We start from the raw sequence: 24,685 nt of genomic DNA, 5'->3' as shown, positions 1-24,685 counted from the left end.
TCCGAGGGGATGCGTGTGGGTGGGGTGGCGGCCGAGGCCGCCACCCCACCCGGGAGCGACTAGCGGGCGCCGTCCTTGACGCCTGCAGTGGCCTTGGCGACGTTGGACTTGTCGATGATCGCGGGGCCGGTCGGCAGGTCGCCGGGAAGGGCGATGCCGTAGGCCGCGAACTGGAACGCGGCCGCAACAGCGTAGTAGCCCTGTGCGTAGCCCTGCTGGTCGATCGCGAACAGCTGCGTGCCCTTGTCGATGCGTCCGAGCGCCGCGGTGTTGAAGTCCGTGCTGCCGAGCTTCACCTTGTCGGCGACGCCGGCCTGCGACAGACCGCTGGCGGCGCTGTCCGCGTCACCTTGGCTGATGGTGAAGATCGCGTCGACCGACGAATCCTGCAGCACCGCGCCCTTGATCGCCTGTGCGATCGCGGTGGGGTCGCCGAACTGCGACGACGGCAGCGACAGCTCGGTGGCCTTGCCGCCTTCGGCGGTAGCGCCGTCGTTGAGTCCCTTGCAGCGGGCCTCAGCGGTTGCGGTGCCCGGCAGGGTGTTAACGCACAGGATGTGCTTGGAGCCCTGCTTTGCGAACGTCTCGCCGGCGAGCTTGCCGGAGGCGTAGTCGTCCGAGCCGACATACGCCTCGGCTCCGACGGTCTTCACCTGGTCGGCGCCGGTGTTGTAGATGAACACGGGGATACCCGCGTCGGTGATCGCCTTGATGTTGGCGTTCTGTGCCTCGGGCGCCCAGTCGGGGATGACCGCCGCGCTGGGCTTCTGGGCGAGGATGTTGGCGACCAGCTTCGCGGCGTCGGCGTTGAAATTGTTGTAGTTCGGCATGGCCAGGAAGGTCACCTTGCCGCCGGCCTTCTCGACGCCCGCTGCGGCCGCTTCGCCGCCGTTCTTGACGGTCGACCAGAACGGGTCGTTGGTGGCCCCGCCCATGACGACGATCGAGACTCCGCTGGCGCTGCCGCCGGTCCCGGAGGTGGAGGTGCTGGACGGGTTGTTGTTGCTGGAGGTGCATCCGGCCAGCGCGAGGCCGAGTGCGACCGTCGCGGCGAGGGCCGCTGTTACGGACACCCGGCGCTTCGCACGGGTACCCCGGGTGTTGAGCAACGTGGAAATCATCCGCGCGACTCCCTTCATTGGTAAACCGCGCAAGCGGCGGATCAGCTTTGATCGCCCCCGAGCCTATCATGTAACGACATATAGACATAAGAGGCTTGTCGAGACGTTATTTTGTTGTGATGTCAGAGGAACGGCGCGACTGCTTGGTCGCCGGTGTCAACCCGACTGGATCAGCCTACCTAAATGTCCTGACATGAGTACATAGGTTCTTTTGTCTCGTAGGCTAGAGGCATGAGCGACGATGCTGCCGCGGTTTGGCGGCGCACCCCCGCGTTGGTGGTTGCGGCGGCAATGTTCATGGAGCAACTCGACGGCATCGTCCTATTCACGGCAATGCCCAGCATCGCGCGGGATTTCGCTTTGCGACCGAGCGACGTCACGATCGCGAGCACCGCGTACCTGGTGGCCGCGGCCACGTTCATCCCTCTCGGCGGATGGCTCGCGGCCCGATTCGGTGGCCGACGCGTGTTCTGTGCCGCGCTGATGCTGTTCGGCCTCGCGTCGTTGGGGTGCGCGCTCAGCCCCGATCTTCTGTGGTTGGCGTCGCTTCGCCTCATGCAGGGTTTCGGCGGCGCGCTGATGGTGCCGATCGGTCGGCTAGTCGTGGTTCGCTCCGCGACGCCGGCGCAGTTGTTGCGCGCGATCGCGTACCTCACCTGGCCGGCATTGGTCGCGCCGGTGGTCGCACCGCTGCTGGGTGGCATGATCACGTCGACCATCGGGTGGCGGTGGATTTTCGCGCTCAATATTCCGATCGCGCTGGTGACATTGCTAGTCGCGCTGCGGGTGATCCGCGCGACGCCCGAGTCCCGCCTCGTGTTGGACGTGCCGGGGCTGGTGCTCTGCACGGTGGCGGTGTTTGGCCTCATCGCGGTATTGGAACTGCTCTCGTCCGGCGCGAGCTGGGCTGCGCCGATCGCGACCGGCGCAGCCGCCGTCGCGGTGGCTGTGGCGGGGGTGCGGCATCTGCTGCACACTGCGGATCCGCTGCTTGATCTGCGGGCCTACAGCATCCGTACCTTCCGTGCCGCGAACTCGAGCGGGGTTGCGTATCGCCTCGCCGTGACGTCGGTGCCGTTTCTGATGCCGCTGCTGCTGCAGGAGGAGCTCGGCCAGGGTCCGGTGACCGCGGGGTTTTTCGTCGCGGCGGTGTTCTTAGGCAATGTGGGGATCAAACCGGCGACCACTCCGCTGCTACGGGCGTTCTCCTTCCGTTCCGTTCTGATCGTCTCCACGGTCGCGGCTGTTGCCTTCTTAGCATTTTTCGCCGCGACCGGTCCGGCGACCTCGCCGCCGCTCCTGTGGGTGGCATTGCTGCTCAGCGGGGTGTTCCGCTCGATCGGCTTCACCGCCTACGCGTCCCTCGCCTACGCGGATGTGCCCAAAACTCGGCTGACGGCCGCGAACACGCTGTCCTCGACCGTGCAGGACCTGGGCACGGCCGTCGGGGTAGCGCTGGGCGCAACGGTGCTGCGCTTGGCGTTCCCGACTACCGCTGGCGCACCGCAGCTGGCTTCGTATCACATCGCCTTCGCCGTGATGGCGGTGATCGCCGTGGTGGCGGTGGTTGGAGCGTTCCGGTTGCCGCGCGGCGCCGCCGATGCGGTGCGCGTGCGGCCGGTGGTGTCTGACCCCTAGCCGCTGATGCCCGCGCGGGCGGCAGCGTCCAGCAGCACGCTCGCGGCGACTTCAAGGCCTTCGATCCGGCCAAGCGAGGTGTCCTCGTGCTCGATGTTGACGAGCATGTCGGGGTCCACCACGTGCAGGGCGGCCAGCCACGTCGACCAGTAGACAGCGTCGTGGCCGCGGCCGAGGGCGACGAAGTCCCACGAGGAGTTCTTCGGCCACTCGTTCGCCCACTCGTCTCCGCCGAGGTTCGTGCGTGGCTCGTCGGGGCCCAGCTTGCGGAACCGGTTGTCGAGGACGCCGTACACGGCCGCGTTCGACCGGTTCACCCGGACATCCTTGGCTGCGGCGTGGAATATCAACTCGCCGAGCTCCTGGACCACCGCGACCGGATCCATCTGCTGCCAGAACAGGTGGGACGCGTCGAGCTCGACACCGACGTTGGTTGCAGCCGTCTCCTCGATCAGCCGGTGCACGTCGGCAGGGTTGAAGACGAGGTTCTGCGGATGCAGCTCTAGCGCGACCTTCACGTCGTGGTCGGCCGCGAGTCGGTCCATCTCGCGCCAGAACGGTGCGGCGATGGACCACTGGTAGTCGATCACGTCGAGCGAGGCGGAGTTCCAGGCGTTGACGATCCAGTTCGGCCGCGTTGTATTCGGCTCGCCGCCCGGCAGACCTGACATGGTGACCACCCGGTGCTGGCCGAGCCGGCCCGCGAGCAGGATCGAACGGCGGACGTCGTCCGCGTGCTTCTCGCCGATCGCGGTCGTCGGGTGCAGCGGGTTGCCGTTGCAGTTCAGCCCGGCGATCTGAACGCCGGTGCCTTCGAAGAGCCCGAGGTAGTCGTCGCGTGCCGCATCCGAGACGAGGATGTCGTCGAACGTGGGGATATGAACCGGGGGCAGGAATCCACCGGAATTGATCTCGATCCCGGTGAGACCGAGCCCACTGATTACCGTGAGGGCTTCGGGCAGGGTGCGGTCGTGCAGGATCGCGTTGTAGACACCGAACTTCATCGTGCCACCGCCTCGTTGACCGAGGGGACGGTGACAGATGCGCCGCCCTGGGCGGCGGACTCGGAGACCGCGGCGAGAATTTCCATGTTGTGCACGCCCTCGTCGAAGCTGGCGCAGCGAGGCAACGATTCGGATTCCGGTATCCCAGCGACCTCCTCGAGGAACGCCCTGGCTTGGAAGACGAATCCGTCATTCTGACCAAGCCCAACCCCGGGCGCGTCCATCGGAAGTCCGCCGGCCACGTAGGGGTGCGCCGGCCCGACGATGACGCGACGGAATCCGCGGGTCGCAGCGGGGCCTTCGTTGAGCATGACCTGGAGCTCGGCGGGACGTTCCTGGTCCCACTTGGCGGCGCCGTTCTCTCCGAACACCTCCAGCTGCAGGCCGTTGGGGTGGCCGGCGGCAACACGGGACACCTCGACCGCGCCGACGGCGCCGCTGGCGAAGCGCGCGGTGAACGCAGCGTAGTCGTCGTTTTCGACTGGCTCGAACGTGTCGCTCACCGCGGCAAGGCCGTGGCCGACCACGGCCGCGAGCGGCACCGGGCGGTTCGGGATGACGGTGGCGAAGCGGCCGCCGTTGACCTCGACGATGTCGCCACCGAGGAACTCGACCAGGTATCCCACGTGGCTGCCGACGTCGGCGAGAGCGCCCGACCCAGGCGCCCCCTTGAAGCGCCAGCTGATCGGTGCCGCGGGGTCGCTGGCGTAGTCGGTCCAGTATCGGCCGCTGACGTGCAGCACCCGGCCGAGGGTTCCGGACTGGATGAGCTCGCGGATGGCCGCGACACCGGGTGCGCGGCGGAAGGTGAATCCGATGCGCACGACGGTGTCGGCGTTCCGGGCCGCGTCGGCCATAGCGCGGCCATCCGTCAGCGAGTCACTCAGCGGCTTCTCGCACAGCACGTGCTTGCCTGCGGCGATGAGCCCCTCGACGATCTCACGGTGCAGGGAGTTGGCAACGACGACGCTGACCACATCGATGTCGTCCGCTTCCGCGATGGCCTGCCAGGAGGTGTCGGATCGCTCGTAGCCGAACCGCTTCGCGGCCAGCGACCCGAACTCGGCGCTGACGTCCCCGATTGAGACGAGCCGAATGTCGGGCAGGACCGACGAGTACAGGGTGGGGGCGTTGCGGTAGGCGGCGGCGTGAGCCCGCCCGGCCATTCCGGCGCCGATGACGGCGACACCTAGAGACATGGATCTCTCCTTCGAGTTCGTGAGGGCACCGCGCGCGGATAGAGCCGGACCGGCTGGGTCAACGCTACCGAGCCGACTTTGTTCTGTCAAACTAATAAACTTCGGCGAAGGCGTGTCGGATCGTTTCGGCGCCTCAGTGATCGACGAGGGTGATCTCGAACGAGTAGAGGTCAGGGCGGTAGCAGTGGTGGCCGAACTCGGCAGCTTTCCCGCTGGCGTCGTATGCGGTGCGATCCATGGTCAGCAGCGGGCTGTCGCGGCCGATCTCGAGCAGCGCGCTCTCGGAGCTTGTGGCGCGGCGCGCGCCGATGCGCTGGCGAGCGACGCGCATCGTGACGCCGCGGATGCGCAGCAGCTGGTACAGGCCATGCTCGACCAGTTGCGACTCGGTGATGTTAGTGAACTCCGTCGGGAGGAAGTTTTCCAGGATCGACACGGGCACTCCGTCGGCACCGCGCAGCCTGCGCAGATGCAGCACCTCGGTTCCGATCTCGACGCCCAGCGACTCGGCGATGCGCTGGTCGGCCGGGATGACCTCGTGCAGCAGCATCCGGGTCGTCGGGTTCTGCCCGGTGCGCTCGAGGTCTTCCCACAGGCTGGTCAGTTCGACTTGACGGGTGACCGCGCCGTGCACGACCTGCGTTCCGATGCCGCGTCGGCGCACGACGAGTCCTTTGTCGACGAGTTCCTGGATCGCGCGGCGTACGGTCGGTCGCGACAGGCCCAGCCGCTCGCTGAGGGCAATCTCGTTCTCCAGCCGCGCTCCTGGGGGTAGCGCGCCGGAGCGGATGGCTTCCTCGAGGCGGCTGGCGATTTGGAAGTACAGCGGCACCGGTCCCGTGCGGTCCGTCAAGAAGACCGAATCCGGGAGCATCGTGATCTCGGTGCTGGGCACGGGAAACTCCTTCGTTTGTCAGGACAGGTTAGCAAAGTCCCGTCCATGTTCGTGCCCCGCCACTCAGATGGCTCCGCCTGCGTTCTGGATTCGCGTGCGGATCTGCTCCAGCTGCGAGCGGGAGACCTCGTCGCCGCGTTCGTCTTCGGCGAAGACGTTGGACACGATGATCGAGTCGTCCCTGTCGTAGAAGCCGTTGGCGGCGAGCGCAGCGAAGTAGGCGTCCCAGTCCACGTCTCCGTCGCCCAGGGCGAGGTGCTGGTGCACCCGGACGGCGTTGCCGGGCGGGTTGGTGATGTAACGCAGTCCGTGGCTGCGGTTGTGGTCGAAGCTGTCGGCGACATATGCGGCGCCGAGCCGATGCCCTGCAGCGGCGATGATCCCCGCGATGTCGTCGCCGTAGTGGAAGGTGTGGGAGCCGACGTAGACGAACCCAACGGACGCCGAGTTGAGTCCGCGAATGATCCGGATCGCTTCGAAGCCGTTCTCGACGAAGTCATCGGGGTGCGGGTCGATGTTCACCCGCAGACCTTCGCTCTCGATCAGCGGCAGCAGGGTCTCCATCGAGCGGTAGAAGGCCCGCTCCGACTCCTCTGCCCGCTCGGGCCGGCCGGAGAACTCGGTGTTGATCACCCGCACGTCGAGCTCGACGGCGAGCTCGATGATCCGTCGCCAGTTGCGCACGGAGCCTTCGCGGGCTTCCTCGTCCGGCGAGGACCAGCGCTGCACCGGTAGCAGGCTGGAGATGCCGACGCCCACGTCGGCGGTGGCCTTCTTCAGGGCGGCGACGAGTTCGTCGTCGGCACGCGGGTGGTTGAAGAAGGGCAGGAAATCCGGGTGCGGGGTCAGCTGCCACCACTGGTATCCGAGGTCGGCGACGACGCGCGGGAATTCGAGCAGCTGGTGGCTGTGCAGGTACGGGGTGGGGTCGAGGGCGATCTTGACGGTCATTGTCAGGCTCCTTCAGAGACGAGCGCGGTCAGCCAAGCAGCGGCTTCTGCCGCGCCTGCTGTTCGAGGTATTCGGTACGCGCGTGCTGCGTGGACGGGAGGGTCGAGATGGCGGCGACGGGCACGTCCCACCATCCTTCGCCGTCGGGCGCGTAGAGCAGCGGGTCGCTGTTGATGTGGATGAGGGTGGCGACGTCGGCTGCCTTCGCCGCTGTGACCGCCGCCCGGAGGTCGTCGATCGCAGAGGCGCCTGGCTGGATCTCGATCGTGGTCACCCCGTAGCTGCGAGCGTTCGCGGCGAGGTCGATCGGCAAGCGCCGGTCGCCTTGGAAATCCTGTGCTTCGGGGTCGAGGTAGCGGTACTGGGTGCCGAACCGTTCGGAGCCGACGGTTTCGGAGAGGTGGCCGATCGAGGCGTAGCCGTGGTTCTGGATGAGCACCACGATGATCTTGATACCCTCCGCTACGGCGGTGACGAGCTCGGAGTGCAGCATCAGGTAGGAGCCGTCGCCGACCATCACGATCACGTCCCGGTCCGGGGCGGCCCGGCGCACACCAATCCCGCCAGCGATCTCGTAGCCCATGCAAGAAAAGGCGTATTCGACGTGGTAGCCGAGGCTGTCGCGGACCCGCCAGAGCTTGTGCAGGTCGCCGGGCAGGCTGCCTGCCGCCTGCACGATCACATCGCGCGGGTCGCTGCTCCCCTGCACGGCTCCGATGATTTCGGCCTGGCCGGGCAGGGAGCGCCCGCTGGGTTCGAACGCCGCGTCGACCACCGCGTCCCACTCGGCCTTCTCGTGGGCGATGCGCCGGGCATGCTCGGGTGTCACCGCCCAGTCTTGCAGGGCGTCGGTGATCGCTTCGAGGGTTTCGCGGGCGTCGGCGATCACCGGCAACTGGGTGCCGTGCTTGTAGGCGTCGAAGGATGCGACGTTGATGTTCACGAAGGTCACGCCGTCGCTCTGGAATACGGTGCGGCTGGCGGTGGTGAAGTCGCTGTATCGAGTGCCGATACCGATCACCAGGTCCGCCTCCGCCGCAATGCGGTTCGCGGCCGTCGTTCCGGTGGCACCGATGCCGCCCAGGTTCTGCGGGTGATCCCACAGCAGCGAGCCGCCGCCGGCCTGCGAGGTTCCGACCGGGATGCCGGTGGCTTCCACGAGCGCGGCCAGCGCGTCCTCGGCGCCGGAGTAGATGACGCCACCGCCGGCAACGATCATGGGTCGCTTCGCGGCGCGGATCGCGGCAATGGCGCGCAGCAGGGGTGCGCGTTCGGGCAGCGGTCGGCGCAGGTGCCACTCCCGGGGCTGCAAGAACTCGAGCGGGACTTCGAGCGTCTCGGCCTGGACGTCCTCCGGCAGGGCGATGGTGACGGCGCCGGTCTCGGCCGGATCGGTGAGCACCCGCATCGCGGCGAGGGCGATGGAGAACACCTGCTCGGGGCGCTGCACCCGGTCGAAGAACCGCGACAGCGGCCGGAACGCGTCCGAGACTTGGATGCCGATGTCGTGCGGGAGCTCGAGCTGCTGCAGCACCGGATCTGCGACGCGGGTGGCGAAGGTGTCGCTGGGCAGCAGCAGCGCCGGCATGCGGTTCGCGGTCGCCAGCGCCGCGCCGGTGAGCATGTTCGCCGCGCCCGGACCGACAGAGGCTGCGGAGGCGAAGGTGGAACGCCGTCGGCGCATCCGCGCCCACCCCACCGACTGGTGCACCATCGCCTGCTCGTTGCGGGCCTGGTGGTACGGCATCAGGCCCGGCTGGTCGTGGTGCAGCTGCTGCAGCGCCTGGCCGATGCCGGCGACGTTGCCGTGGCCGAAGATGCCATACACGCCCGGGATCGTGCGTTCCCGGTGGTCGCCGTCGACGGTCCATTGATTGGCGAGGAACTCGACGAGCGCCTGCGCCACGGTCATGGTCCGGGTGCGCGGCCCGGAACCCCCTTTTGTGGTCGGACGGGATTCGATGACGGTCATCGTTGCTCCTTCGCAAGATAGGGCAGGCGTGGGTCGATGTCCTGGCCGTCCCAGGTGGCGCGGACCCACGCATGTGCGGGGTCGTCGCTGATCTTCCAGGCCCGCTGCTCGTCCGGGCCCGCCATCACGTTCAAGTAGTACAGGTCGTAGCCGGGTGCGGCGACGGCGGGACCGTGGTAGCCGAACGGGACCAGCGCGACATCCCCGCTACGCACCAGCGCGTTGACGTCGATGCGGCCGGCTGGCGAGCTGTAGGTGGCGAACATGGCGAACGGGTCAGCCGCGGCGGGGGCTTCGGTGCCGCGGGTGACTGCGGTCTCGAAGTAGTAGATCTCCTCGAGGCGACTCTCGGTGCCGGTGGCTTGGTCGTGCTTGTGCGGCGGGAACGATGACCAGTTCTCGGCCGGGGTGATGACCTCGCACACGATCAGTTTCTGCGCGTCCAGCGCTCCGGGGGTGCCGAAATTGTGAACCTGGCGGCTGGAGCGGCCCGCGCCACGCAGCTCGACGGGCACCTCGGCGCGGGGCAGGTATGCAGCAGGCCGGACGGCGGTCGCGGGCGCTTCCGCCACTGCGACACGACCCGAGCCGCTGATCGTTGCGGCCGTGCCCACGGGCAGGTACATCACATCGGTCGGCCCGTCGAAGACGGAGGCGCGGCCCTCGAGCTGCACCACCCCACCAGGGCCGGTGACCGCGAAGGAGCCGGCGAGCGGAACCACCATCCGCTCGACCGGCCCGGCTTCGAGGTCGACTGACGTGTCATCGAGTTGCGCGATGCGCAGGCCGGTGTGCTGCCAGCCCGTCACGTGGTCGTCGACGACCGTCTCCCATGGCCCGCGCGCGAGTGCGCCGCGGGGGTGGTACCACTCGCTCATCAGTTTTGCGGGAATCCGAGGTTGATACCGCCGTGGCTGGGGTCCAGCCAGCGGGAGGTGATGGCCTTCTGCTGCGTGAAGAACCTCACACCCTCGGCGCCGTGGGCTTTGGTGTCGCCGAACAGGGACGCCTTCCAACCGCCGAAGGAGAACGTCGCGACCGGGACGGGGATCGGCACGTTCACGCCGATCATGCCGACTTCGATCTCATTCTGGAAGCGTCGTGCCGCTCCCCCATCGTTGGTGAAGATGGCGGTGCCGTTACCGAACGCTCCGTCATTGATCAGCTGCACCCCGTCCTCGTAGCTGGGCACCCGAACGACCGAGAGGACGGGGCCGAAAATCTCTTCGGTGTAGGCGCGAGAACTGGTCGGCACCTGGTCGAGCAGCGTCGGGCCAAGCCAGAACCCGTTGGCATCTCCGTCGACCTCGATGTCTCGGCCGTCGACCACGACGGTCGCGCCGTCGGCGGCGGCGATGTCGATGTAGGAGGCGACCTTGTCGCGGTGCTGCGCGGTGACGAGCGGGCCCATGTCGCAGTTGCGGCGCCCGTCGCCGATCTTCAGCGATGCCATCCGGGCGGTGATCTTGCCGATGAGTTCGTCGGCGACCGGTTCGACGGCGACGACGACGGAGATCGCCATGCAGCGCTCCCCCGCCGAGCCGAAGCCGGCGTTGATCGCGGAGTCCGCCACCAGGTCCAGGTCGGCATCCGGAAGCACCAGCATGTGGTTCTTCGCCCCGCCCAAGGCCTGCACCCGCTTGCCGGCTTTGGTGCCGGTCTCGTACACGTATTGGGCAATCGGGGTGGAGCCGACGAACGAGATCGAACGCACGTCGGGGTGGTTCAGCAGCCCGTCGACGGCGACCTTGTCGCCGTGGAGCACGTTGAACACGCCATCGGGCAGGCCTGCTTCCTTCCACAGCTCCGCGAGCCAAATCGCTGCGGAGGGGTCCTTCTCGCTGGGCTTGAGCACGACCGTGTTGCCGGCGGCGATCGCGATGGGGAAGAACCACATCGGCACCATCGCGGGGAAGTTGAACGGGCTGATGATCCCCACCACGCCGAGCGGCTGCTTCGTGGAGTAGACGTCGACGCCGGTGGATACCTGCTCAGAGTATTCGCCCTTGAGGTGGTGGGCGATGCCGGTGGCGAACTCGACGACCTCCTGGCCGCGGCTGATCTCGCCGAGAGCGTCGGAGAGGACCTTCCCGTGCTCGCTGGTGATGATCTCGGCCAGCTCCCCCTTGCGCTCGTTGAGCAGTTCGCGGAAGGCGAAGAGGATGGTCTGCCGCTTGGCGAGGGACGTGTCCCGCCAGCTGGGGAACGCGGCCGTCGCCGCAGCCACCGCAGAATCGACATCGGCCTGATCGGCCAGAAGGACCTGTTTTGTTGCCACGCCCAAGGCCGGGTCGTATACGGGTGCGGTGCGTGTGCTGCTGCCGGCGGCGGGGGCGCCGGCGATCCAGTGCGGGATCACGGCGGCGGTCGTCTGCCGGGCGGTGGGGCTGGGGGCGGTGGTGGTCATGTGTTTTCCTCGGTTGGTGGCGGACGGGTCAGGCGACCCGGGACGTGGAATGGACAAGGGATGCGACGGTGTCAACCGCGGAGGCAACGTCGTCGTCGTCCGGGTACAGCAAAGTCCGACCGGCGACGATGCCTCGGACGCCGGGCAAAGCGAGTGCGGCGGACCAGGTTTCGAACAGCTCGACCTGCTCACTGGCGGGATCCCCGCCCAGCAACAGTGTCGGCAGGGTCGTGGCGGCCATCACCTGCTCCATGTTCGGCACGACGGGGAGCTTCAGCCACGAGTAGGCAGAGCTGGCGCCGAGCCCGGAGGCGATCGCGACGGACTTGATGACCGCTTCGGTGGTCAGGTCGTTGTGGACGGCGTTGTCGCGCCATTCGCTGACGAATGGTTCGAGCATGATTGGCAGGCGCGCTTCCGACGCCGCGGTGACGGCGCGCGCGCTGGCTTCGAGGGTGTTGGCGGTGCCAGGGTCGGCCAGGTTGATGCGGATCAGCAGTTTGGCGAAGTCGATGCCGTCGCGCAGCATCGTGGGGACGTCGTAGCCGGTGAAGCGGTCGTCCATCTCGAATCGGGCCCCGCGCAGACCTCCCCGGTTCATCGAGCCGACCACCACCTTGTCGTCCAAGACGCCCAGGATGGCGAGGTCTTCGATGATGTCGGGGGTGCCGAGAACCCCGTCGACACCGGGGCACTGCAGGGCGATGACCAGGCGGGAGAGCAGGTCGTACCGGTCTGCCATGGCCGTCTCGCGGCCGCCGGCGGCCAAGGCCCCACGTGCCGGGTGGTCCGCGGCGACGATGAACAGTCGGCGCGAGTCTCGGAGGATTTCGCGTCGCGTTCGGCCGCGTAGCAGCTCCCCTATCAGCGACGGCTGTTCGGCGCGCACTGCCCGCAGCCGTTCCGCGTCGAATGCGTCAGTGAACATGGGCAGCCTCCTCGAGCACCGCGGTGACCTCGTCGGTCGTTGGCATTGCCGTCGAGCATTCGCGACGGCCGGCGACGATGGCGCCGGCGACGTTTGCGAAGCGGAGGGTGCGCTCAAGCGACCAGTCCTGCAGCAAGCCATAACACAGCGCCCCGCCGAAACCGTCGCCGGCGCCGAGGCCGTTGACGACGTTGATCGTGTGGGGCGGGACTTCGACCCGCTCGGTTCGGGTCTTTGCGAGCACGCCACGAGGTCCTTGCTTCACGATCGCGAGTTCGACGCCGCGCTCCAGCAGTGCGTCGGCTGCCCGGTCAGGATCCGTCTCCCCGACCGCGATCTCGCACTCCTCGCGGTTGCCGACGGCGACGGTGACCTGCTCGAGCGCGAGGGCAACCTCCTGGCTCGCCTTTTCCGGGCTCGGCCAGAACATGGGGCGGTAGTCCAGGTCGAGTACCGTCAGTGGGCTGCGCCCGCGAGCCTGCCAGGCGACGTGGTGAGCAGTCCGGCTGGGCTCATGGCTCAGCCCGGTGACCGTGGACCAATAGATCCTTGCGCGGGTGATCGCGTCGAGGTCAAGTTCATAAGAGTTGATCACCAGGTCGGGGGCGAGCGGCTGTCGGTAGAAGTAGAGGGGGAAGTGGTCCGGGGGGAAAATCTCGCAGAACGTCACCGGGGTCATCAGCCCGTCCACCGCCGATACGAAGCGGTCGTCGACGCCGAGCCGGGTGAGTTCCTTGTGAATGAAGCGGCCGAAGGGGTCGCCGCCGGTGCGGGTGATCACGGCGGCGCGCAGGCCATGACGCGCGCCCGCGACCGCGACGTTAGTCGCGCTACCACCGAGATACTTGCCGAACGTCTCCACGTCTTCCAGCCCCACGCCGTCCTGCAGCGGGTACAGGTCGACGCCGACTCGTCCGATGGTGATCAGATCGAAGCGGTCGCTGCTGGTGTCGGTCATACGTCGATGTATTCCTCGCCGAAGGTACGGATGGGCTGGCGGGTGGACAGGCGCGCAATCCTCCCGGACACCCTTTGTTCTAACATATACCCAAGCTTACAGAGCCGTCGAGGCTGAGGCAAACTTTGTACTGACATACTCACCTTTGGTCGGTAAGGTTTTCTTCTGACGGCACCAAGCAGCCGATCACTTTGAGTTCAGAGGAGAACCGCCATGCCCATCACCGCCGCAGGGACGAAGCGCGCGAAGGGGGCTTCCCACCTGCCTCTGCGTGTGGCGTCGGAGACGACGCCGACCGCTCTCTGGAATGACTCGGCGGATCCGGATGAGCTGGCGCGGTCCATCGGCTTCGGCGCGGTCGGCGCCACCTGCAACCCGGTGATCGCCTTGGCGGGAATCACCGCTCACCTGGCGGAGTGGCGCCCCCGCATCCAAGCGCTGGCGAAGCAGAACCCCACAGCCGGCGAGAGCGAGATCGGCTGGCTCGCCGTCGAGGAGATGTCGATCGCTGCGGCGAAGCTGCTCGAGCCGATCTTCCACGAGACGGGGGGTCGCAACGGCCGCTTGTCTATCCAGACCGATCCGCGCCTGCACCGGGACGCCACCGCGCTCGTCGAGCAGGCCGTGCACTTCTCGACTCTTGCCCCGAACATCATCGTGAAGATCCCGGCGACCAGGATCGGCATCTACGCCATCGAGGAAGCCACCTACCGCGGCGTCTCGATCAATGCGACCGTGTCGTTCACGGTCGCGCAGGCGGTCGCTGTGGCCGAGGCGATCGAGCGCGGCTTCGGTCGTCGCGCCGCCGAGGGACTTTCGGTCGAGGGCTTCGGGTCTGTGTGCACGATCATGGGCGGGCGCCTGGACGATTGGTTGAAGTCCTGGGCGGCGAGCAATCGCATCCTGGTCGAGCCCGGTTATTTCGAGTGGGCGGGCGTCGCGGCGCTCAAGGAGGCGTACCGGATCTATCGTGAGCGCGGCTACCGGGTGCGCATCCTGTCCGCCGCGTTCCGCAACGCGCTGCAGTGGAGCGAACTGGTCGGCGGCGACCTGGTCGTCTCTCCCCCGTTCGATTGGCAGGAGCGCATCAACGAGAACGACATCCCCGTTCGCCCCCATGCGATCGATGAGCCGGTCGATCCGGTGATCATTGAGACCCTGCTCACCCACGTGCCGGAGTTCGCCAAGGCATACCGTGAGGACGGCATGAAGCCGGAACAATTTGAGGAGTTCGGCGCGACGGTACGCACCCTGCGCCAGTTCCTGGAAGCCGACGCCGCGCTCGACGCTCTCGTGCGCGACATCCTGGTGCCGCCGAAATGAGCGCCCCGTTGCGCGTGGTGATCGCCGGCTACGGCGCTGGCGGGCGCAGTTTCCACGCGCCCTTTATCGATGCCGTTCCCGACCTGAAGCTGGTCGGCGTCGTTACCCGGTCCGCAGAGCGACGAGCACAGCTCGCCGCCGACCGGCCCGGAGTTCCGGCCTACGACGATCTGACCTCGGCTCTGCCGCACGCGGATCTGGCCGTCATCACGACCCCGCCCGAGACCCGACGCCAACTCGTGCTCGAAGCGGTCGCCGCAGGCGTCTCGGTCGTGGCCGACAAGCCGTTCGCACCCGACGCGGCGACCGCCCGGGAGCTGCGCGACGCGGCCGCAGCGGCAGGAGTGCCGCTGGCGGTGTTCCACAACCGACGCTGGGACGCTGACGTGCGCACGCTGCGCCGCGTCATCGAATCCGATGCCGTCGGCGACGTGTGGCGTTTCGGGTCACGGTTCGATGCCGACGACCCGGGCACCCTCGAGGCCACCCCGGGCGGCGGGCTGCTACGCGACATCGGCAGCCACCTCGTCGACCAGGCCCTGTGGCTCTTCGGTCCCGCCCACCACGTCTACGCCGAGCTCGACTGGGTGCCGGTCGACGGTGGCCGCGTCGATGCCGGCTTCACCCTCGCGCTGACCCACAATTCCGGTGTGAGGTCGCTGCTGACCTCGAGCAAGATCAACCACGCCGCCCAACGGGAGCTTCGCGTGCTGGGCTCCCAGGGCTCCTACCGTTCCAACAGCGCCGACGTACAGGCCGAGGCATCTCTCGCCGGCCTCACGCCGGCGTCCGAGGGCGACCGCTGGGGCTACGAGCCGGAGGATCACTGGGGCGAGCTGCGAACTGCCAGCGGAACGGAACCAGTGCCGTCTGCTCAGGGCGACTACCGCGACTACTACGCCAGGATGGCCGCCGCGGTACGCGGGAATGGTCCGGTCCCGGTAACGCCGCAGGAGGCAGTCGACACTCTCGAAGTGCTTGACGCCGCCCGTCTCAGCGACGCCGAATCGCAAGTCGTCACCCTCGAAGCCTGACCAGGCGATGGCATCCCAGTCCTCCGACGCTGCGATCAACTTCCGAACACGGAAGTGGGTGCGTCCTGAGGATTTGAACGCCAACGGCACCCTGTTCGGCGGGAGCCTGCTGCGCTGGATCGACGAGGAAGCCACGATCTACGCCATCGTCCAGCTTGGAAATCACCGAGTTGTCACCAAGTTCATGTCCGAAATCAACTTCGTCAGTTCGGCGCAGCAGGGAGACATCATCGAAATGGGCTTGCGCGCAACCGATTTCGGCACCACCTCCCTCACCATGATGGCCGAGGTGCGCAACATGTTCACGCGCCAGAAGATCCTCACAATCAACCGGATCGTGTTCGTGAACGTTGATGGGAATGGGCGCCCCCTTCCCCACGGCTACTCCGAGATCACCTACGCGCGCGACCGTCTGCCCCAGACTCACTAGGCCAGTTACGCCCAGGGCCACGGTGTGGCAACGAGATCCGACGACTCCAACGACTGCGGCCGAGCCGACCCTGCCGCCACGTCCGTCGACAGCATGTCGAGGACAGTCAGTAGCGTGTCCGGTGTCCGCCAGTTCGACGCCGCCCCACTTCGGGTCTTCCTGACCGCGCGCCACTACCTGCCGACGCGAGACCACCCCAGCCTCGGCCCCCGTTTGGTCTAGTCGCAGCGCGCAACTTGGAGTCCGGGATGTGAGCGCGAGCCCAGCCAGAGCAATTGAGTACACCGTGGTCGCCGCAGGCTGAATTCACCGCACTACTGCATGATGTGAGAATGTGCTTACATTAACCGCGTGCATCACGCGTTTTCAAGCGAATCGACCAATGTGACTCGCGTCTGGCCAACGGAGGGCCGTCAGAGTTCGCCGCGGGACTCGAAGAAACTCATCGACCTAGGCGTCGACGGGATCGTGCTCTCCAACCACGGTGGCCGCCAACTCGACCGCGCGCTGGTCCCGTTCCACCTGCAACCCCACGTCGTCCGCGAAGTCGGCAAGGACGCCAACATCATGATCGACACAGGCATCATGAACGGCGCCGACATCGTGGCAGCCATCGCCCTCAGCGCGAGCTTCACCCTCGTCGCCCGCGCGTATCTGTGTGGGCTGATGGCGGGCGGCCGCGCTGGGGTCGACCGCACAATCGCGATCCTGCGTGTCGAGATCGTACGCACGATGAAGCTCCTCGGCGTCTCGTCGCTCGAGCCGAAGCATGTCACGCAGCTGCAGTGGCTCGCTCCGCGCGCAGGATGCGAAAGCGGCCCCGAGGGGTAGCGATGATCTCGGGGGACGCCGAACTCGATGACGGGCATCTGCCCGCCGTCTCGGAAGCTCCCGGCCTCAACGCCGTCGCAACGGGGCAACTCCTCCAGGGTCTTGAACGGTCAGACCTCGCCGATCGCCTGCCCGAGTTGCAGATACATGCGGCTGACGCGCTCCTCGTTGACCGAGTACTTGACCCACTGTCCGCGGCGCGGATTCGGCGGGTCCACGAGCAGCAACTGGGCCTCGAGCATCGGCTTGAGCGAGAAGCTGACGGTCTGCGCCGGCAGGTCCAAGGCGGCCGCGATCTCGGCACGCGTGGCCGGGCCGCGCTGGCGCAGATGGCCGATGATGCCCGCTCTCACGAGGCTTCCCAAGGCTTCGATGGGGTCCTCCAACCATTCGGACCACTCACCCGCGTCGACGCGCTTCGGCATGCTGCTCCTTCCTTCACGGAGGGAACGCCTCGTCCCGTCCACTCGAAAAGTGAATGGAAAAACTCTACACTTCCGAAGTGTATGGCTATACCATTCACTTACGCAAGGCACGCCGCACCCGGCAAACGCCGCCTGACACGGGAAGGGAGACCAGCAGAATGGCCGATGCAAGACCGCGCAAGGCGCGTATCACCTGGGCTGTACTCGGGGGCATAGTGCTGGTAGCCGCGCTGATTGCCGGCATTCTGGCGATCCAGCAACGTCCGAACAGCAGCCCGACGTCTGCGCCCTCGACGACCGGATCGAGCCCCTCTCCTTCTGCCCCTCCGCCGTCTTCCGGTGATGTCGTTGACCCGACGGTGGCCGAGCGGGGGTGGGTACCGGAGCCGATCACCCGCGATCAGGACGCCTACGCGAGAGCAGCACTTGAGGCGGCCGGCTCCTTCGACACGCGCAAGGCCACCCGCACCGAATGGTTGGCGTGGCTGGACACCTGGTTCACCCCCAGCCCCCTGTACGAGAAGCCGCAGGATGCGCTCGATCAGATGGCCGGATACCAGGCGGAGCTCGACCAGTCGGTCGTCCTCCCGCAGGACATGTGGGACAGCCTGACCAGTGAGGACGGTCGCGTGACCGCGCAGGTGAAGGGCGACATCAGCTACCTCGACCTGCCCGAGACCTCGGCGCAGCACATGTGGACGGCTTCCGCGGACATGGTCATGCACTACACCCGCACCGCCGACGGCCAAGATGTCAGCTACGACGAGACCGTCCGCGCGAGCGTGCAGGTCGTCTGCGGCGGCAAGTCCGTCCCGACCCCAGGTTCAGCTCAGCGGGCAGGGGACTGCAAGGTCGTCCGATACTTCGACTCGGCGGTGGGCTGAGCATGGCTGCGCCGGCTCTGCTGATCGCAGCACGGTCGAAGACTGTCCGCCGCCTGGTCCTCGCGGTGGTCGTGTTCATCGTCGTGCTGCTCCTTGCGGTGCTCTCGCCGCTGTTTGCGGTGCCGTCGATCCTCGGCGGAGCCAGTGCCGCCGGCGCCGCGGCCGGAGGGCCGACCGTGGTCGGCCAGTGGGGATACCCGCTGGCCGGCAACTACACCAAGAGCGACGGCTTCGGCCCCAGACATGTCCCCAACTGCGCGCTCTGCAGCACGTTCCATCAGGGCTACGACATGTACCAGGGGTGCGGAGCGACGATCTACGCCGCCGGCCCCGGCACCGTGATCCGGGCCGGCGCCTGGGGCAGCTTTGGCAACGCCGTCGAGATCGACCACGGCGGCGGAATCATCACGATCTACGGCCACATGATGTGGGGCTCCCTGATGGTCTCCCAAGGCATGGCTGTGGTCGCCGGGACGCCCCTCGGCTTGGAAGGAGAGACAGGCGTCGCCACTGGTTGCCATCTCCACTTCCAGGTCGACGTCAACGGCACTCCGGTGGATCCGGCGCCGTTCATGGCCGCGCTCGGCCTGCCTCTCAAGTAGCCCTTCGAATCTGACAGGAGACACCATGACCAGCAGACCGGTTCCCACCGTCGACGTTCCACCGATCAACCCGGACTTCAACGCGCCGTTCTTCCACGGGCTTCAGGTTGTCGCCTCGTACCTGCTCGGGGCCGCACTCATCGTCGTGTTCATCATGCTCGTGATCGCCATCGGCGCCCTCGCCTTCCGCGGCCTCGCCCCCGAGCGGGTGCGCACCTGGGCCGGCGAGAACATCGCGTGGATCTTCCTCGCGGCAGCGCTCCTGGGCGGCGCGAGCGGCGTATTCCAGTGGTTCGTCAACTTCGACTTCGGCTTCTAAGACCATGACTCGGCTTCCGCTGCTCTCCGCGCTCGCCGCCGCGATCGCGATCACAGCGATCCTAGGCGGCGCTCAGTCAGCGGCGGCGGACGCCGCGACCACGATCGGGGCTGCCCCGGCGAACGCTTCCACGATCCAGGCGCCCCAGGCCAACGATGACGGCCCAGTGACCGGGATGCCCTGGTCGGCTCCCGCGTTCCCCGTCGACTGCTTCAACGCCAGCGGGCAGATCAGCTGCACACCGCAGAACCCTGCCGACGTGCATGAGCAGGAATGCTTCATCGGCGTCCCGTTCCACGGCAGCACGGCGATGGTGTGCACCACTTACCAAGGCCACGAGGACGCCCTGCGCGCGGTCGGCGGCCGCGCCGCGACCGTCTCTTATGGGTGCAGCATCGGCGACCTGGTCTGCACCACTTTCGAGAACTTCGGCCGAGGGATGGCGCTCGGCGCGACCGCAGCCGGCTATGCGATGGCCAGCAGCATCTCCTTCAACACGGACTCGACCCTGTGGTCCGCCGCGGTGGGCGAGTGGTCGTTCTGGCAGTGGGCGGTGCTCGTTGTCTTGTTCGGCGCGATGGTGTGGTCCATCGCCGCCGCAGTCGTGTCTCGGGATCGCGAGCAGCTGGTGTCGGCTATCGTGCGCTCGTTCATCGCCGTACCGGCCGTGCCGTTGAGCTTGTGGACCATCGGGAACTTGGTCAACGCGCTGGACGGGATGACCTGGTACATCCTGAACCGCGACGGGCCTGGCTCGCTGTTCATCACCCTGCAGAAGGTGATGTGGGCCGGCGGCCAGGCGAACTACTTCTTCGCGTTCCTGATCGACGGACTGCTGCTGCTGGGAATGCTGCTGCTGGTGCTCGTGTTCATGTTCCGCAACCTCTCCCTCGCGGTCCTGATCGCCGTCGGCCCGGTGGCGTGGATGCTGTTCCCGGTCCGCTCGATCGGCTCGCAATGGGTCATCCGCTACGTCTCCGCCGTCGTCGCCCTGCTGCTCACGGGCCCCCTGACGATCGGATTCCTTGCTCTGATCGTCGATGGGCTCGCCGGCGTGAAGACCATCTGGGATCCCCGGTCATGGCCACTGCTTCTTGGGCTCGTGATGGTCTCCTTCGCCCCGTTCGCCGTGTTCAGCCTGTTCAGCTTCATCGGCGGCGCCGCCGTCGACTCGGTGGGATCGCGGATCGGTGCCGGCGGCGCCAGGGGAGCCAACTCGATGGCCCGGGGGCTGACGAGAATGCCATCCCGCGTGAGCTCTCACCCCGCCGGCCGCCCCGTGAGTGGCGGCGGCTCGGGCGGCGGACAAAGCGCCCCGCCGACGCGGGTGGCGTCCGCGCCCGCGTCCCGCCCGTCACCCCAACCCAAGCCCGCTACTCCCGCGCCCGCGACATCGACCCCGAGGAGGTCCTGATGAGCTCGACCGCGCACTCCCCCGCCGACCCGACGCGTCCGGTGCGGCTGCCGCACCGATCCCGGCAAGGCATCGTGCTGGGCCTGGACGGGTGGCAGCTCACCTTCCTCATCGCCGCTGCAGCTGTCCTCCTGATCGGCGTGAACCGATTCGGCCCGCCCGGCCTGCTCTACGCAGTTCCGATCTACGTCCCGCTCGGTGCGACCGCCCTGATCACCGTGCACGGTCTGTCCGCGCCGAAGATGCTCGGCCTGTGGCTGTCCAAGCAGGTGCGCCATTCCGCCGGCGCCACGGTCCATCGGTACCGGCCGGAGCAGCAGCACCTGGAGGGAACGCTGAACCTGCCCGGCACCCGCGCGTCCGTGCAGTTGTGGGGCGTGGACGGTATGGCCTCCGCCTATCACGCGGGCGAACGGACCGTGTCGATCACCGCCGAGCTGGAGGTGCAGGGCTTCCTCATGAAGGACGCTCCCGAACGCCTCGACCTGGCGCAGCAATGGGCGCCCGTGCTGGCCTCCCTCACCCAGCGACCGGGGATCAAGCGGGTCACCCTGCAGGAGCGCACCACCCGCACCACGATCCGACCGGCACGCGACCACTACGAGGCCGCATCCCGAAAGCGCATGGTCGACCCGGCCGGTCCCGCCGCGGCGAACTACCGGGAGGTGCTGGACGCGTCGGAGCAGTTCGCGGTCGGGCACCGCAACTACCTCACCCTCACCCTCGACCTGGTCGCGCTCGGCGCGCAGCTGAAGGCACTCGGCGGCGGCAAGCAGGCCATCCAGGCACTGTCGGCGGTGGAGGCCGGCAACCTCGCCGAGGCGCTGCGCGCGGCGAGGATCACCGTGCGCGCCTGGCTCGGCCCGCGCGAGCTCGCGGAGCTAGCGCGCACCGCCTTCGACCCGGAGTCCATCCCGGTGCTGCGAAACCGCACCGGCGACCAAGCCGGCGTGGACCCGTCGGCGATCGGGCCGATGTACCTCGAGGAACCCCGCGGGCGAAACGGCATCGTCTACACCGAGTCGGCCGTGCACACCACAATGTGGATCCACGAATGGCCCCGCTCCGACGCACCCGTTGGTTTCCTCGCCCCACTCGTGTTCGCCCGCCACCCGGTCACCAACGAAGCGGTGACGCACATCCTGTCCATCGTGGCCGCACCGATCCCGGTCGGACGCGCACTGAAGAACATCCGCGACGAGAAGAAGGTCTGGCGCGGCAACGAACGCCTCCGCGCCAAGCGCGGCACGCACGGCTCGATCGTTGACGAGTCGGACTGGCTCGCTCTCGAGCAGCGCGAGCAGGAGCTCGTCGCCGGGCACGGCGAGTTCTCCTACGGCGCATATCTCACGGTCTCGGCCGACACGGAGCAGCAACTCGAGCAGGCCATCGCCGGGGCTCGCAACGCCCTGTCGGTGGTGGGGATGGAGGCGCAGATCCTGTACTGCCAGCAAGCCGAGGCGCTGCTACTGAACGCGATCCCGCTGGGCTTGGGGATGAAGTGATGACCCGCCGCATCGTCCAGTTCACGCCGCCGAAAGAGACCCGCGCACAGCGGCGCGAGCGGCAGGCCGCCGTCCGCCAGCTCGAGGACGCCGTGCGCCCGCAGCCCGTCTCGAAGCGCGAACGCGGCCTGCCCGAGGCGCCCGTGCCCGGCCCGTTCGGGCCGGGATTGCTCGAGGGCGGTTACTGGAATCTCGCCCGTCTGGCCGTGCCGCCTCACCGAGCGACCAGCCAGCACCTCGCCGGGATCTACCCGTTCGTGGCCGACACCGGGCTCGGACACGTAGGGCCAGTGATCGGGGTGGATCTGAACGCGGACGCGCTCTGGCACTTCTCCCCCTGGGACGCCTACGCCGACACCAGCGAGCGCGGCGCGTTCTCCACCAACGTGCTCGTGCTCGGCGCCTACCGATCCGGCAAGTCCGCAGTGGTCAAGACGCTCGCGGTCCGCTCGATCGCGTTCGGACACCAAGCCGTCGTCCCTTCCGACTCCAAGGGCGAATGGGTCGTGGTCGCGGAAGCGGTCGGCGGAACCGTGATCCGGCTCGGCGGCGGCGGGCAGGCGCGACTGAACCCCCTGGACCGGGGCCCACGACGTACCGGCGCCACTGACGAGCAGGACGAGCAACTCGTACGCCAGCGCCGCGCAGCGACCCTGATCTCGCTGGTGGAGATGACCCTCGAGTCCGGCCGGCTAACCGCCGCAGAGCACGCCTGCATCCACCTGGCCCTGGAACGCGCCGTCGCCGGAAGCGAGGGTGAGCCGACGTTGCGGCGGGTCCACGCGGAGCTGGAGGCCATCGCCGCCGGCAAAGCGGCGGGGGATCCCGATCTGAAGGCGGCGGTCTCTGGGCCGCGGTTCGCCCTGCGCCGTTTCGTCGACGGGGACCTGTCCGGCCTGTTCGAGGACGAGTCCACCGTCTCCTTCGACGAGGACGCACCGATGGTGGTCGTCGACACCTCGGAGCTGTTCGCCCGCGGCGACCTCGTCGCACAGCTCACCCAGGTGTGCACCACGGCGTGGGTGCAGGCCGTCATCTCCGACCGGAACGCGCGGCGCACCCGATACGTGATCCGCGAAGAAGGCTGGCGGGACATGTCGTCGCTGGCCGCGTTGCAGATGTATCAGCAGTGGCTCAAGCTCTCCCGCCACTACGGGATTAGCAACATCGTGATCCTGCACAAGATGGGCGACCTCGACGCCGTCGGCGACGCCGATTCCCAGGAACGCAGCCTCGCCTACAGCGTGGTGGGCGACATCGAGAACAAGTTCATCTTCCGCACCAACACCCAGGGCGCCGGCGACCTCCGGACCCGCCTGGACCTGCCCCTGGTGCATGTGGATATGGCGAGGCAGCTTCGGCAGGGCCAGTTCATCGGGTACGTCGGCCAGTTCGCCTACCTCGTGGACGCGTTCGCGACCTCGACCCCGTGGGAGTACGAGCTGTTCAAGACCGACGAAGCCGTGCTCGGCGAGAAGGCCGACGCCGCACCGATCACCCTCAGCATCGACGACGACGAGCTCGACGCGATCTGGAACATCCCCACAGGCGACACAAGACCGGCCCGGCCAGCCAACAACAGACAGGAGGCGCAGTGAACGGCAGTAAGGCTCCCCAGGCATTCGCCGAGATCACCGGAGGAAACGCCACGTTCCAGAGCCCTGGCGCGGCGAAGTCCGACACGCTCATCGTCCCGCTGGGCGACGACGCGCGCGCGTTCGTGCTGCGCCGAGCGGTGTGGGAGGCGCGACGGCTGGGCGAGCCGATCCAGCTGACCACCGCAGGCGACCACGGTGAGCACCGCATCCTCGTCTCCCCGGATGGCACCATCGCACCTGGAGGCACAGGCCAGGACATCGACGCGTTCGTCGAAGCCGTTCCCGAAGCCGCGGAGGGCCCTGGCACGGCTTCCCATTCCACCCGCCCGACGTCCCGCCCGTCTTTCGTCGACGCAGAACCAGCGCCGCGGAGAACCGGGATCCCTGCCGCTCTCGCTCGCCTGGGGATCCCCGTCCGGCCCTCCAATGCGCAGGCGCAGCACGACGAGAACGTGCGCGCCACCTCGAGGCATTGGGGCGGCTGCCGTGTCGTCGCGGTCGTGAATGGCAAGGGCGGCGTCGGAAAGACGATGACCAGCGCCATGCTCGCGGCGGTATTCGCCCGCAACGGCGGCGGGGGCGTGCTGGCCTGGGACAACAACGACACCCGGGGAACCCTGGGGTGGCGGACCGAGGCCAGCCACCACGACGCGACCGTGCAGGACGCCCTCGCCGCCGCCCCACGACTCCTCGACACGGCGGCGGGCGCCGGGGACATCGCCTGGTACGTGCACCACCAAACCCAAGACCGGTACGACGTGCTGCGCTCCAACCCGCAACTGCTCGCCGCCAGCCAACGGATCGGGCAGGCCGAATTCGACCAACTGCTCCAAGTCGCCGCTCGTTACTACCGGTTGGTGATCTTCGACTCCGGCAACGACGAGTCCGCCACCAGGTGGCTGCGGATGGTCGACTCGGCCCAGCAGCTCGTCGTCCCCACCCTCGCCGCGCCGGAATCGGCGGAATCCGCCGCGCTGCTGTTGGAAGCCCTCGCCGGCCGTGACGAACACTCGGCGGAACTCGCCAAGGGCGCGGTCGTCGTGCTCACCCAGGCCGAGCGCGGCACCAACGCAGAGGTGCAGCGCATCGCGGACGCGTTCGCGCCGCTGGTGCGCGCCGTCCAGGTGATCCCCTTCGATCCCGCGCTCAAGTCCGGGCCGCTGCGGTTCGATGCCCTCCGCCCGGCGACGCAGCGGGCCTGGGTCGCGGCCGGCGCAGCGATCGCCGCCGGGCTGCAGTCGTAGGAG

Annotated in this window: 22 protein-coding genes and 1 pseudogene; 12 read left to right on the top strand and 11 right to left on the bottom strand. The window is 67.8% G+C overall.

Going from position 1 to position 24,685, the window contains the following annotated elements:
• Positions 1-59 precede the first annotated feature (59 nt).
• Complete coding sequence (locus JNB50_RS18800; RefSeq protein WP_208041677.1) at positions 60-1,073, bottom strand: substrate-binding domain-containing protein; 1,014 nt, start codon at positions 1,071-1,073, stop codon at positions 60-62.
• Positions 1,074-1,352: 279 nt separating this feature from the next.
• Between JNB50_RS18800 and JNB50_RS18795 the strand changes: the two genes are divergently transcribed.
• Entirely contained in the window at positions 1,353-2,759 is a 1,407-nt protein-coding gene (locus tag JNB50_RS18795; RefSeq protein WP_208041676.1) for an MFS transporter, read from the top strand.
• Here the strand turns inward: JNB50_RS18795 and JNB50_RS18790 are convergent.
• From JNB50_RS18790 to iolC, 9 genes are all read right to left on the bottom strand, one after another.
• Positions 2,756-3,763: a sugar phosphate isomerase/epimerase gene (locus JNB50_RS18790; RefSeq protein WP_208041675.1), complete on the bottom strand. Its 1,008-nt coding sequence runs from the start codon at positions 3,761-3,763 to the stop codon at positions 2,756-2,758. The genes JNB50_RS18795 and JNB50_RS18790 overlap by 4 nt on opposite strands.
• On the bottom strand, positions 3,760-4,962 hold the full coding sequence (locus tag JNB50_RS18785) for a Gfo/Idh/MocA family protein (RefSeq protein WP_208041674.1): 1,203 nt from the start codon (positions 4,960-4,962) through the stop codon (positions 3,760-3,762). Before JNB50_RS18785 ends, JNB50_RS18790 begins: the two co-directional genes overlap by 4 nt.
• Before the next feature lie 133 nt (positions 4,963-5,095).
• Positions 5,096-5,836: a GntR family transcriptional regulator gene (locus JNB50_RS18780; protein ID WP_208041706.1), complete on the bottom strand. Its 741-nt coding sequence runs from the start codon at positions 5,834-5,836 to the stop codon at positions 5,096-5,098.
• Between the two features lie 84 nt (positions 5,837-5,920).
• On the bottom strand, positions 5,921-6,808 hold the full coding sequence (locus JNB50_RS18775; RefSeq protein WP_208041673.1) for a sugar phosphate isomerase/epimerase family protein: 888 nt from the start codon (positions 6,806-6,808) through the stop codon (positions 5,921-5,923).
• 28 nt (positions 6,809-6,836) lie between these two features.
• Positions 6,837-8,780 (bottom strand): 3D-(3,5/4)-trihydroxycyclohexane-1,2-dione acylhydrolase (decyclizing), encoded by a 1,944-nt coding sequence (gene iolD, locus JNB50_RS18770; RefSeq protein WP_243768667.1) that lies wholly within the window; start codon positions 8,778-8,780, stop codon positions 6,837-6,839.
• Positions 8,777-9,658 carry a 5-deoxy-glucuronate isomerase gene (gene iolB, locus JNB50_RS18765; RefSeq protein ID WP_208041672.1) on the bottom strand — a complete coding sequence of 294 codons (882 nt, stop codon included), beginning with the start codon at positions 9,656-9,658 and terminating at the stop codon, positions 8,777-8,779. Before iolB ends, iolD begins: the two co-directional genes overlap by 4 nt.
• Positions 9,658-11,187 (bottom strand): CoA-acylating methylmalonate-semialdehyde dehydrogenase, encoded by a 1,530-nt coding sequence (locus JNB50_RS18760; RefSeq protein WP_208041671.1) that lies wholly within the window; start codon positions 11,185-11,187, stop codon positions 9,658-9,660. The genes iolB and JNB50_RS18760 overlap by 1 nt, the downstream gene beginning before the upstream one ends.
• A gap of 28 nt (positions 11,188-11,215) precedes the next feature.
• Positions 11,216-12,115 carry a deoxyribose-phosphate aldolase gene (locus JNB50_RS18755; protein ID WP_208041670.1) on the bottom strand — a complete coding sequence of 300 codons (900 nt, stop codon included), beginning with the start codon at positions 12,113-12,115 and terminating at the stop codon, positions 11,216-11,218.
• Positions 12,105-13,073 carry a 5-dehydro-2-deoxygluconokinase gene (iolC, locus tag JNB50_RS18750; protein WP_208041669.1) on the bottom strand — a complete coding sequence of 323 codons (969 nt, stop codon included), beginning with the start codon at positions 13,071-13,073 and terminating at the stop codon, positions 12,105-12,107. The genes JNB50_RS18755 and iolC overlap by 11 nt, the downstream gene beginning before the upstream one ends.
• A gap of 213 nt (positions 13,074-13,286) precedes the next feature.
• Here iolC and JNB50_RS18745 point away from each other — a divergent pair, with 213 nt between their 5' ends.
• The 4 genes and pseudogenes from JNB50_RS18745 to JNB50_RS18730 form a co-directional block, all read left to right on the top strand.
• Complete coding sequence (locus JNB50_RS18745; protein WP_208041668.1) at positions 13,287-14,396, top strand: transaldolase family protein; 1,110 nt, start codon at positions 13,287-13,289, stop codon at positions 14,394-14,396.
• Entirely contained in the window at positions 14,393-15,430 is a 1,038-nt protein-coding gene (locus JNB50_RS18740; RefSeq protein ID WP_243768666.1) for a Gfo/Idh/MocA family oxidoreductase, read from the top strand. Before JNB50_RS18745 ends, JNB50_RS18740 begins: the two co-directional genes overlap by 4 nt.
• Positions 15,431-15,437: 7 nt before the next feature.
• Positions 15,438-15,860, top strand: a complete 423-nt coding sequence (locus JNB50_RS18735; protein WP_208041667.1) for an acyl-CoA thioesterase — start codon at positions 15,438-15,440, stop codon at positions 15,858-15,860.
• Between the two features lie 423 nt (positions 15,861-16,283).
• A pseudogene (locus tag JNB50_RS18730) lies at positions 16,284-16,691 on the top strand (alpha-hydroxy-acid oxidizing protein); the annotation flags it as partial.
• A 110-nt stretch (positions 16,692-16,801) separates the two neighbouring features.
• Here the strand turns inward: JNB50_RS18730 and JNB50_RS18725 are convergent.
• Positions 16,802-17,116 (bottom strand): helix-turn-helix transcriptional regulator, encoded by a 315-nt coding sequence (locus JNB50_RS18725; protein ID WP_208041666.1) that lies wholly within the window; start codon positions 17,114-17,116, stop codon positions 16,802-16,804.
• A gap of 359 nt (positions 17,117-17,475) precedes the next feature.
• Between JNB50_RS18725 and JNB50_RS18720 the strand changes: the two genes are divergently transcribed.
• The 7 genes from JNB50_RS18720 to JNB50_RS25205 are packed head-to-tail and all read left to right on the top strand — an operon-like array spanning position 17,476 to position 24,682.
• Positions 17,476-18,000, top strand: a complete 525-nt coding sequence (locus JNB50_RS18720) for a hypothetical protein (RefSeq protein ID WP_208041665.1) — start codon at positions 17,476-17,478, stop codon at positions 17,998-18,000.
• A 2-nt stretch (positions 18,001-18,002) separates the two neighbouring features.
• The gene (locus tag JNB50_RS18715; protein WP_208041664.1) at positions 18,003-18,602 is read left to right on the top strand and encodes a M23 family metallopeptidase; all 600 of its coding nucleotides are present in this window, start codon (positions 18,003-18,005) and stop codon (positions 18,600-18,602) included.
• Positions 18,603-18,627: 25 nt separating this feature from the next.
• Positions 18,628-18,921 (top strand): hypothetical protein, encoded by a 294-nt coding sequence (locus JNB50_RS18710; protein WP_208041663.1) that lies wholly within the window; start codon positions 18,628-18,630, stop codon positions 18,919-18,921.
• 4 nt (positions 18,922-18,925) lie between these two features.
• The gene (locus tag JNB50_RS18705; RefSeq protein WP_208041662.1) at positions 18,926-20,335 is read left to right on the top strand and encodes a hypothetical protein; all 1,410 of its coding nucleotides are present in this window, start codon (positions 18,926-18,928) and stop codon (positions 20,333-20,335) included.
• Positions 20,335-21,840, top strand: a complete 1,506-nt coding sequence (locus JNB50_RS18700) for an SCO6880 family protein (RefSeq protein ID WP_208041661.1) — start codon at positions 20,335-20,337, stop codon at positions 21,838-21,840. The genes JNB50_RS18705 and JNB50_RS18700 overlap by 1 nt, the downstream gene beginning before the upstream one ends.
• Entirely contained in the window at positions 21,840-23,438 is a 1,599-nt protein-coding gene (locus JNB50_RS18695) for an ATP-binding protein (RefSeq protein ID WP_208041660.1), read from the top strand. The genes JNB50_RS18700 and JNB50_RS18695 overlap by 1 nt, the downstream gene beginning before the upstream one ends.
• Entirely contained in the window at positions 23,435-24,682 is a 1,248-nt protein-coding gene (locus tag JNB50_RS25205) for a ParA family protein (protein ID WP_208041659.1), read from the top strand. Before JNB50_RS18695 ends, JNB50_RS25205 begins: the two co-directional genes overlap by 4 nt.
• The last annotated feature ends 3 nt before the right edge of the window (positions 24,683-24,685 follow it).

It is taken from the genome of Leifsonia sp. TF02-11, assembly GCF_017565305.1.
Taxonomy (GTDB): Bacteria; Actinomycetota; Actinomycetes; order Actinomycetales; family Microbacteriaceae; genus Leifsonia.
This window is presented reverse-complemented; position numbering and strand designations above follow the sequence as displayed.

Coding starts and splice junctions, on each gene's coding strand:
- JNB50_RS18795 (WP_208041676.1), top strand. CDS start 1,353: ATGAGCGACGATGCTGCCGCGGTTTGGCGGCGCACCCCCGCGTTGGTG.
- JNB50_RS18790 (WP_208041675.1), bottom strand. CDS start 3,763: ATGAAGTTCGGTGTCTACAACGCGATCCTGCACGACCGCACCCTGCCC.
- JNB50_RS18785 (WP_208041674.1), bottom strand. CDS start 4,962: ATGTCTCTAGGTGTCGCCGTCATCGGCGCCGGAATGGCCGGGCGGGCT.
- JNB50_RS18780 (WP_208041706.1), bottom strand. CDS start 5,836: ATGCTCCCGGATTCGGTCTTCTTGACGGACCGCACGGGACCGGTGCCG.
- JNB50_RS18775 (WP_208041673.1), bottom strand. CDS start 6,808: ATGACCGTCAAGATCGCCCTCGACCCCACCCCGTACCTGCACAGCCAC.
- iolD (WP_243768667.1), bottom strand. CDS start 8,780: ATGACCGTCATCGAATCCCGTCCGACCACAAAAGGGGGTTCCGGGCCG.
- iolB (WP_208041672.1), bottom strand. CDS start 9,658: ATGAGCGAGTGGTACCACCCCCGCGGCGCACTCGCGCGCGGGCCATGG.
- JNB50_RS18760 (WP_208041671.1), bottom strand. CDS start 11,187: ATGACCACCACCGCCCCCAGCCCCACCGCCCGGCAGACGACCGCCGCC.
- JNB50_RS18755 (WP_208041670.1), bottom strand. CDS start 12,115: ATGTTCACTGACGCATTCGACGCGGAACGGCTGCGGGCAGTGCGCGCC.
- iolC (WP_208041669.1), bottom strand. CDS start 13,073: ATGACCGACACCAGCAGCGACCGCTTCGATCTGATCACCATCGGACGA.
- JNB50_RS18745 (WP_208041668.1), top strand. CDS start 13,287: ATGCCCATCACCGCCGCAGGGACGAAGCGCGCGAAGGGGGCTTCCCAC.
- JNB50_RS18740 (WP_243768666.1), top strand. CDS start 14,393: ATGAGCGCCCCGTTGCGCGTGGTGATCGCCGGCTACGGCGCTGGCGGG.
- JNB50_RS18735 (WP_208041667.1), top strand. CDS start 15,438: ATGGCATCCCAGTCCTCCGACGCTGCGATCAACTTCCGAACACGGAAG.
- JNB50_RS18725 (WP_208041666.1), bottom strand. CDS start 17,116: ATGCCGAAGCGCGTCGACGCGGGTGAGTGGTCCGAATGGTTGGAGGAC.
- JNB50_RS18715 (WP_208041664.1), top strand. CDS start 18,003: ATGGCTGCGCCGGCTCTGCTGATCGCAGCACGGTCGAAGACTGTCCGC.
- JNB50_RS18710 (WP_208041663.1), top strand. CDS start 18,628: ATGACCAGCAGACCGGTTCCCACCGTCGACGTTCCACCGATCAACCCG.
- JNB50_RS18705 (WP_208041662.1), top strand. CDS start 18,926: ATGACTCGGCTTCCGCTGCTCTCCGCGCTCGCCGCCGCGATCGCGATC.
- JNB50_RS18700 (WP_208041661.1), top strand. CDS start 20,335: ATGAGCTCGACCGCGCACTCCCCCGCCGACCCGACGCGTCCGGTGCGG.
- JNB50_RS18695 (WP_208041660.1), top strand. CDS start 21,840: ATGACCCGCCGCATCGTCCAGTTCACGCCGCCGAAAGAGACCCGCGCA.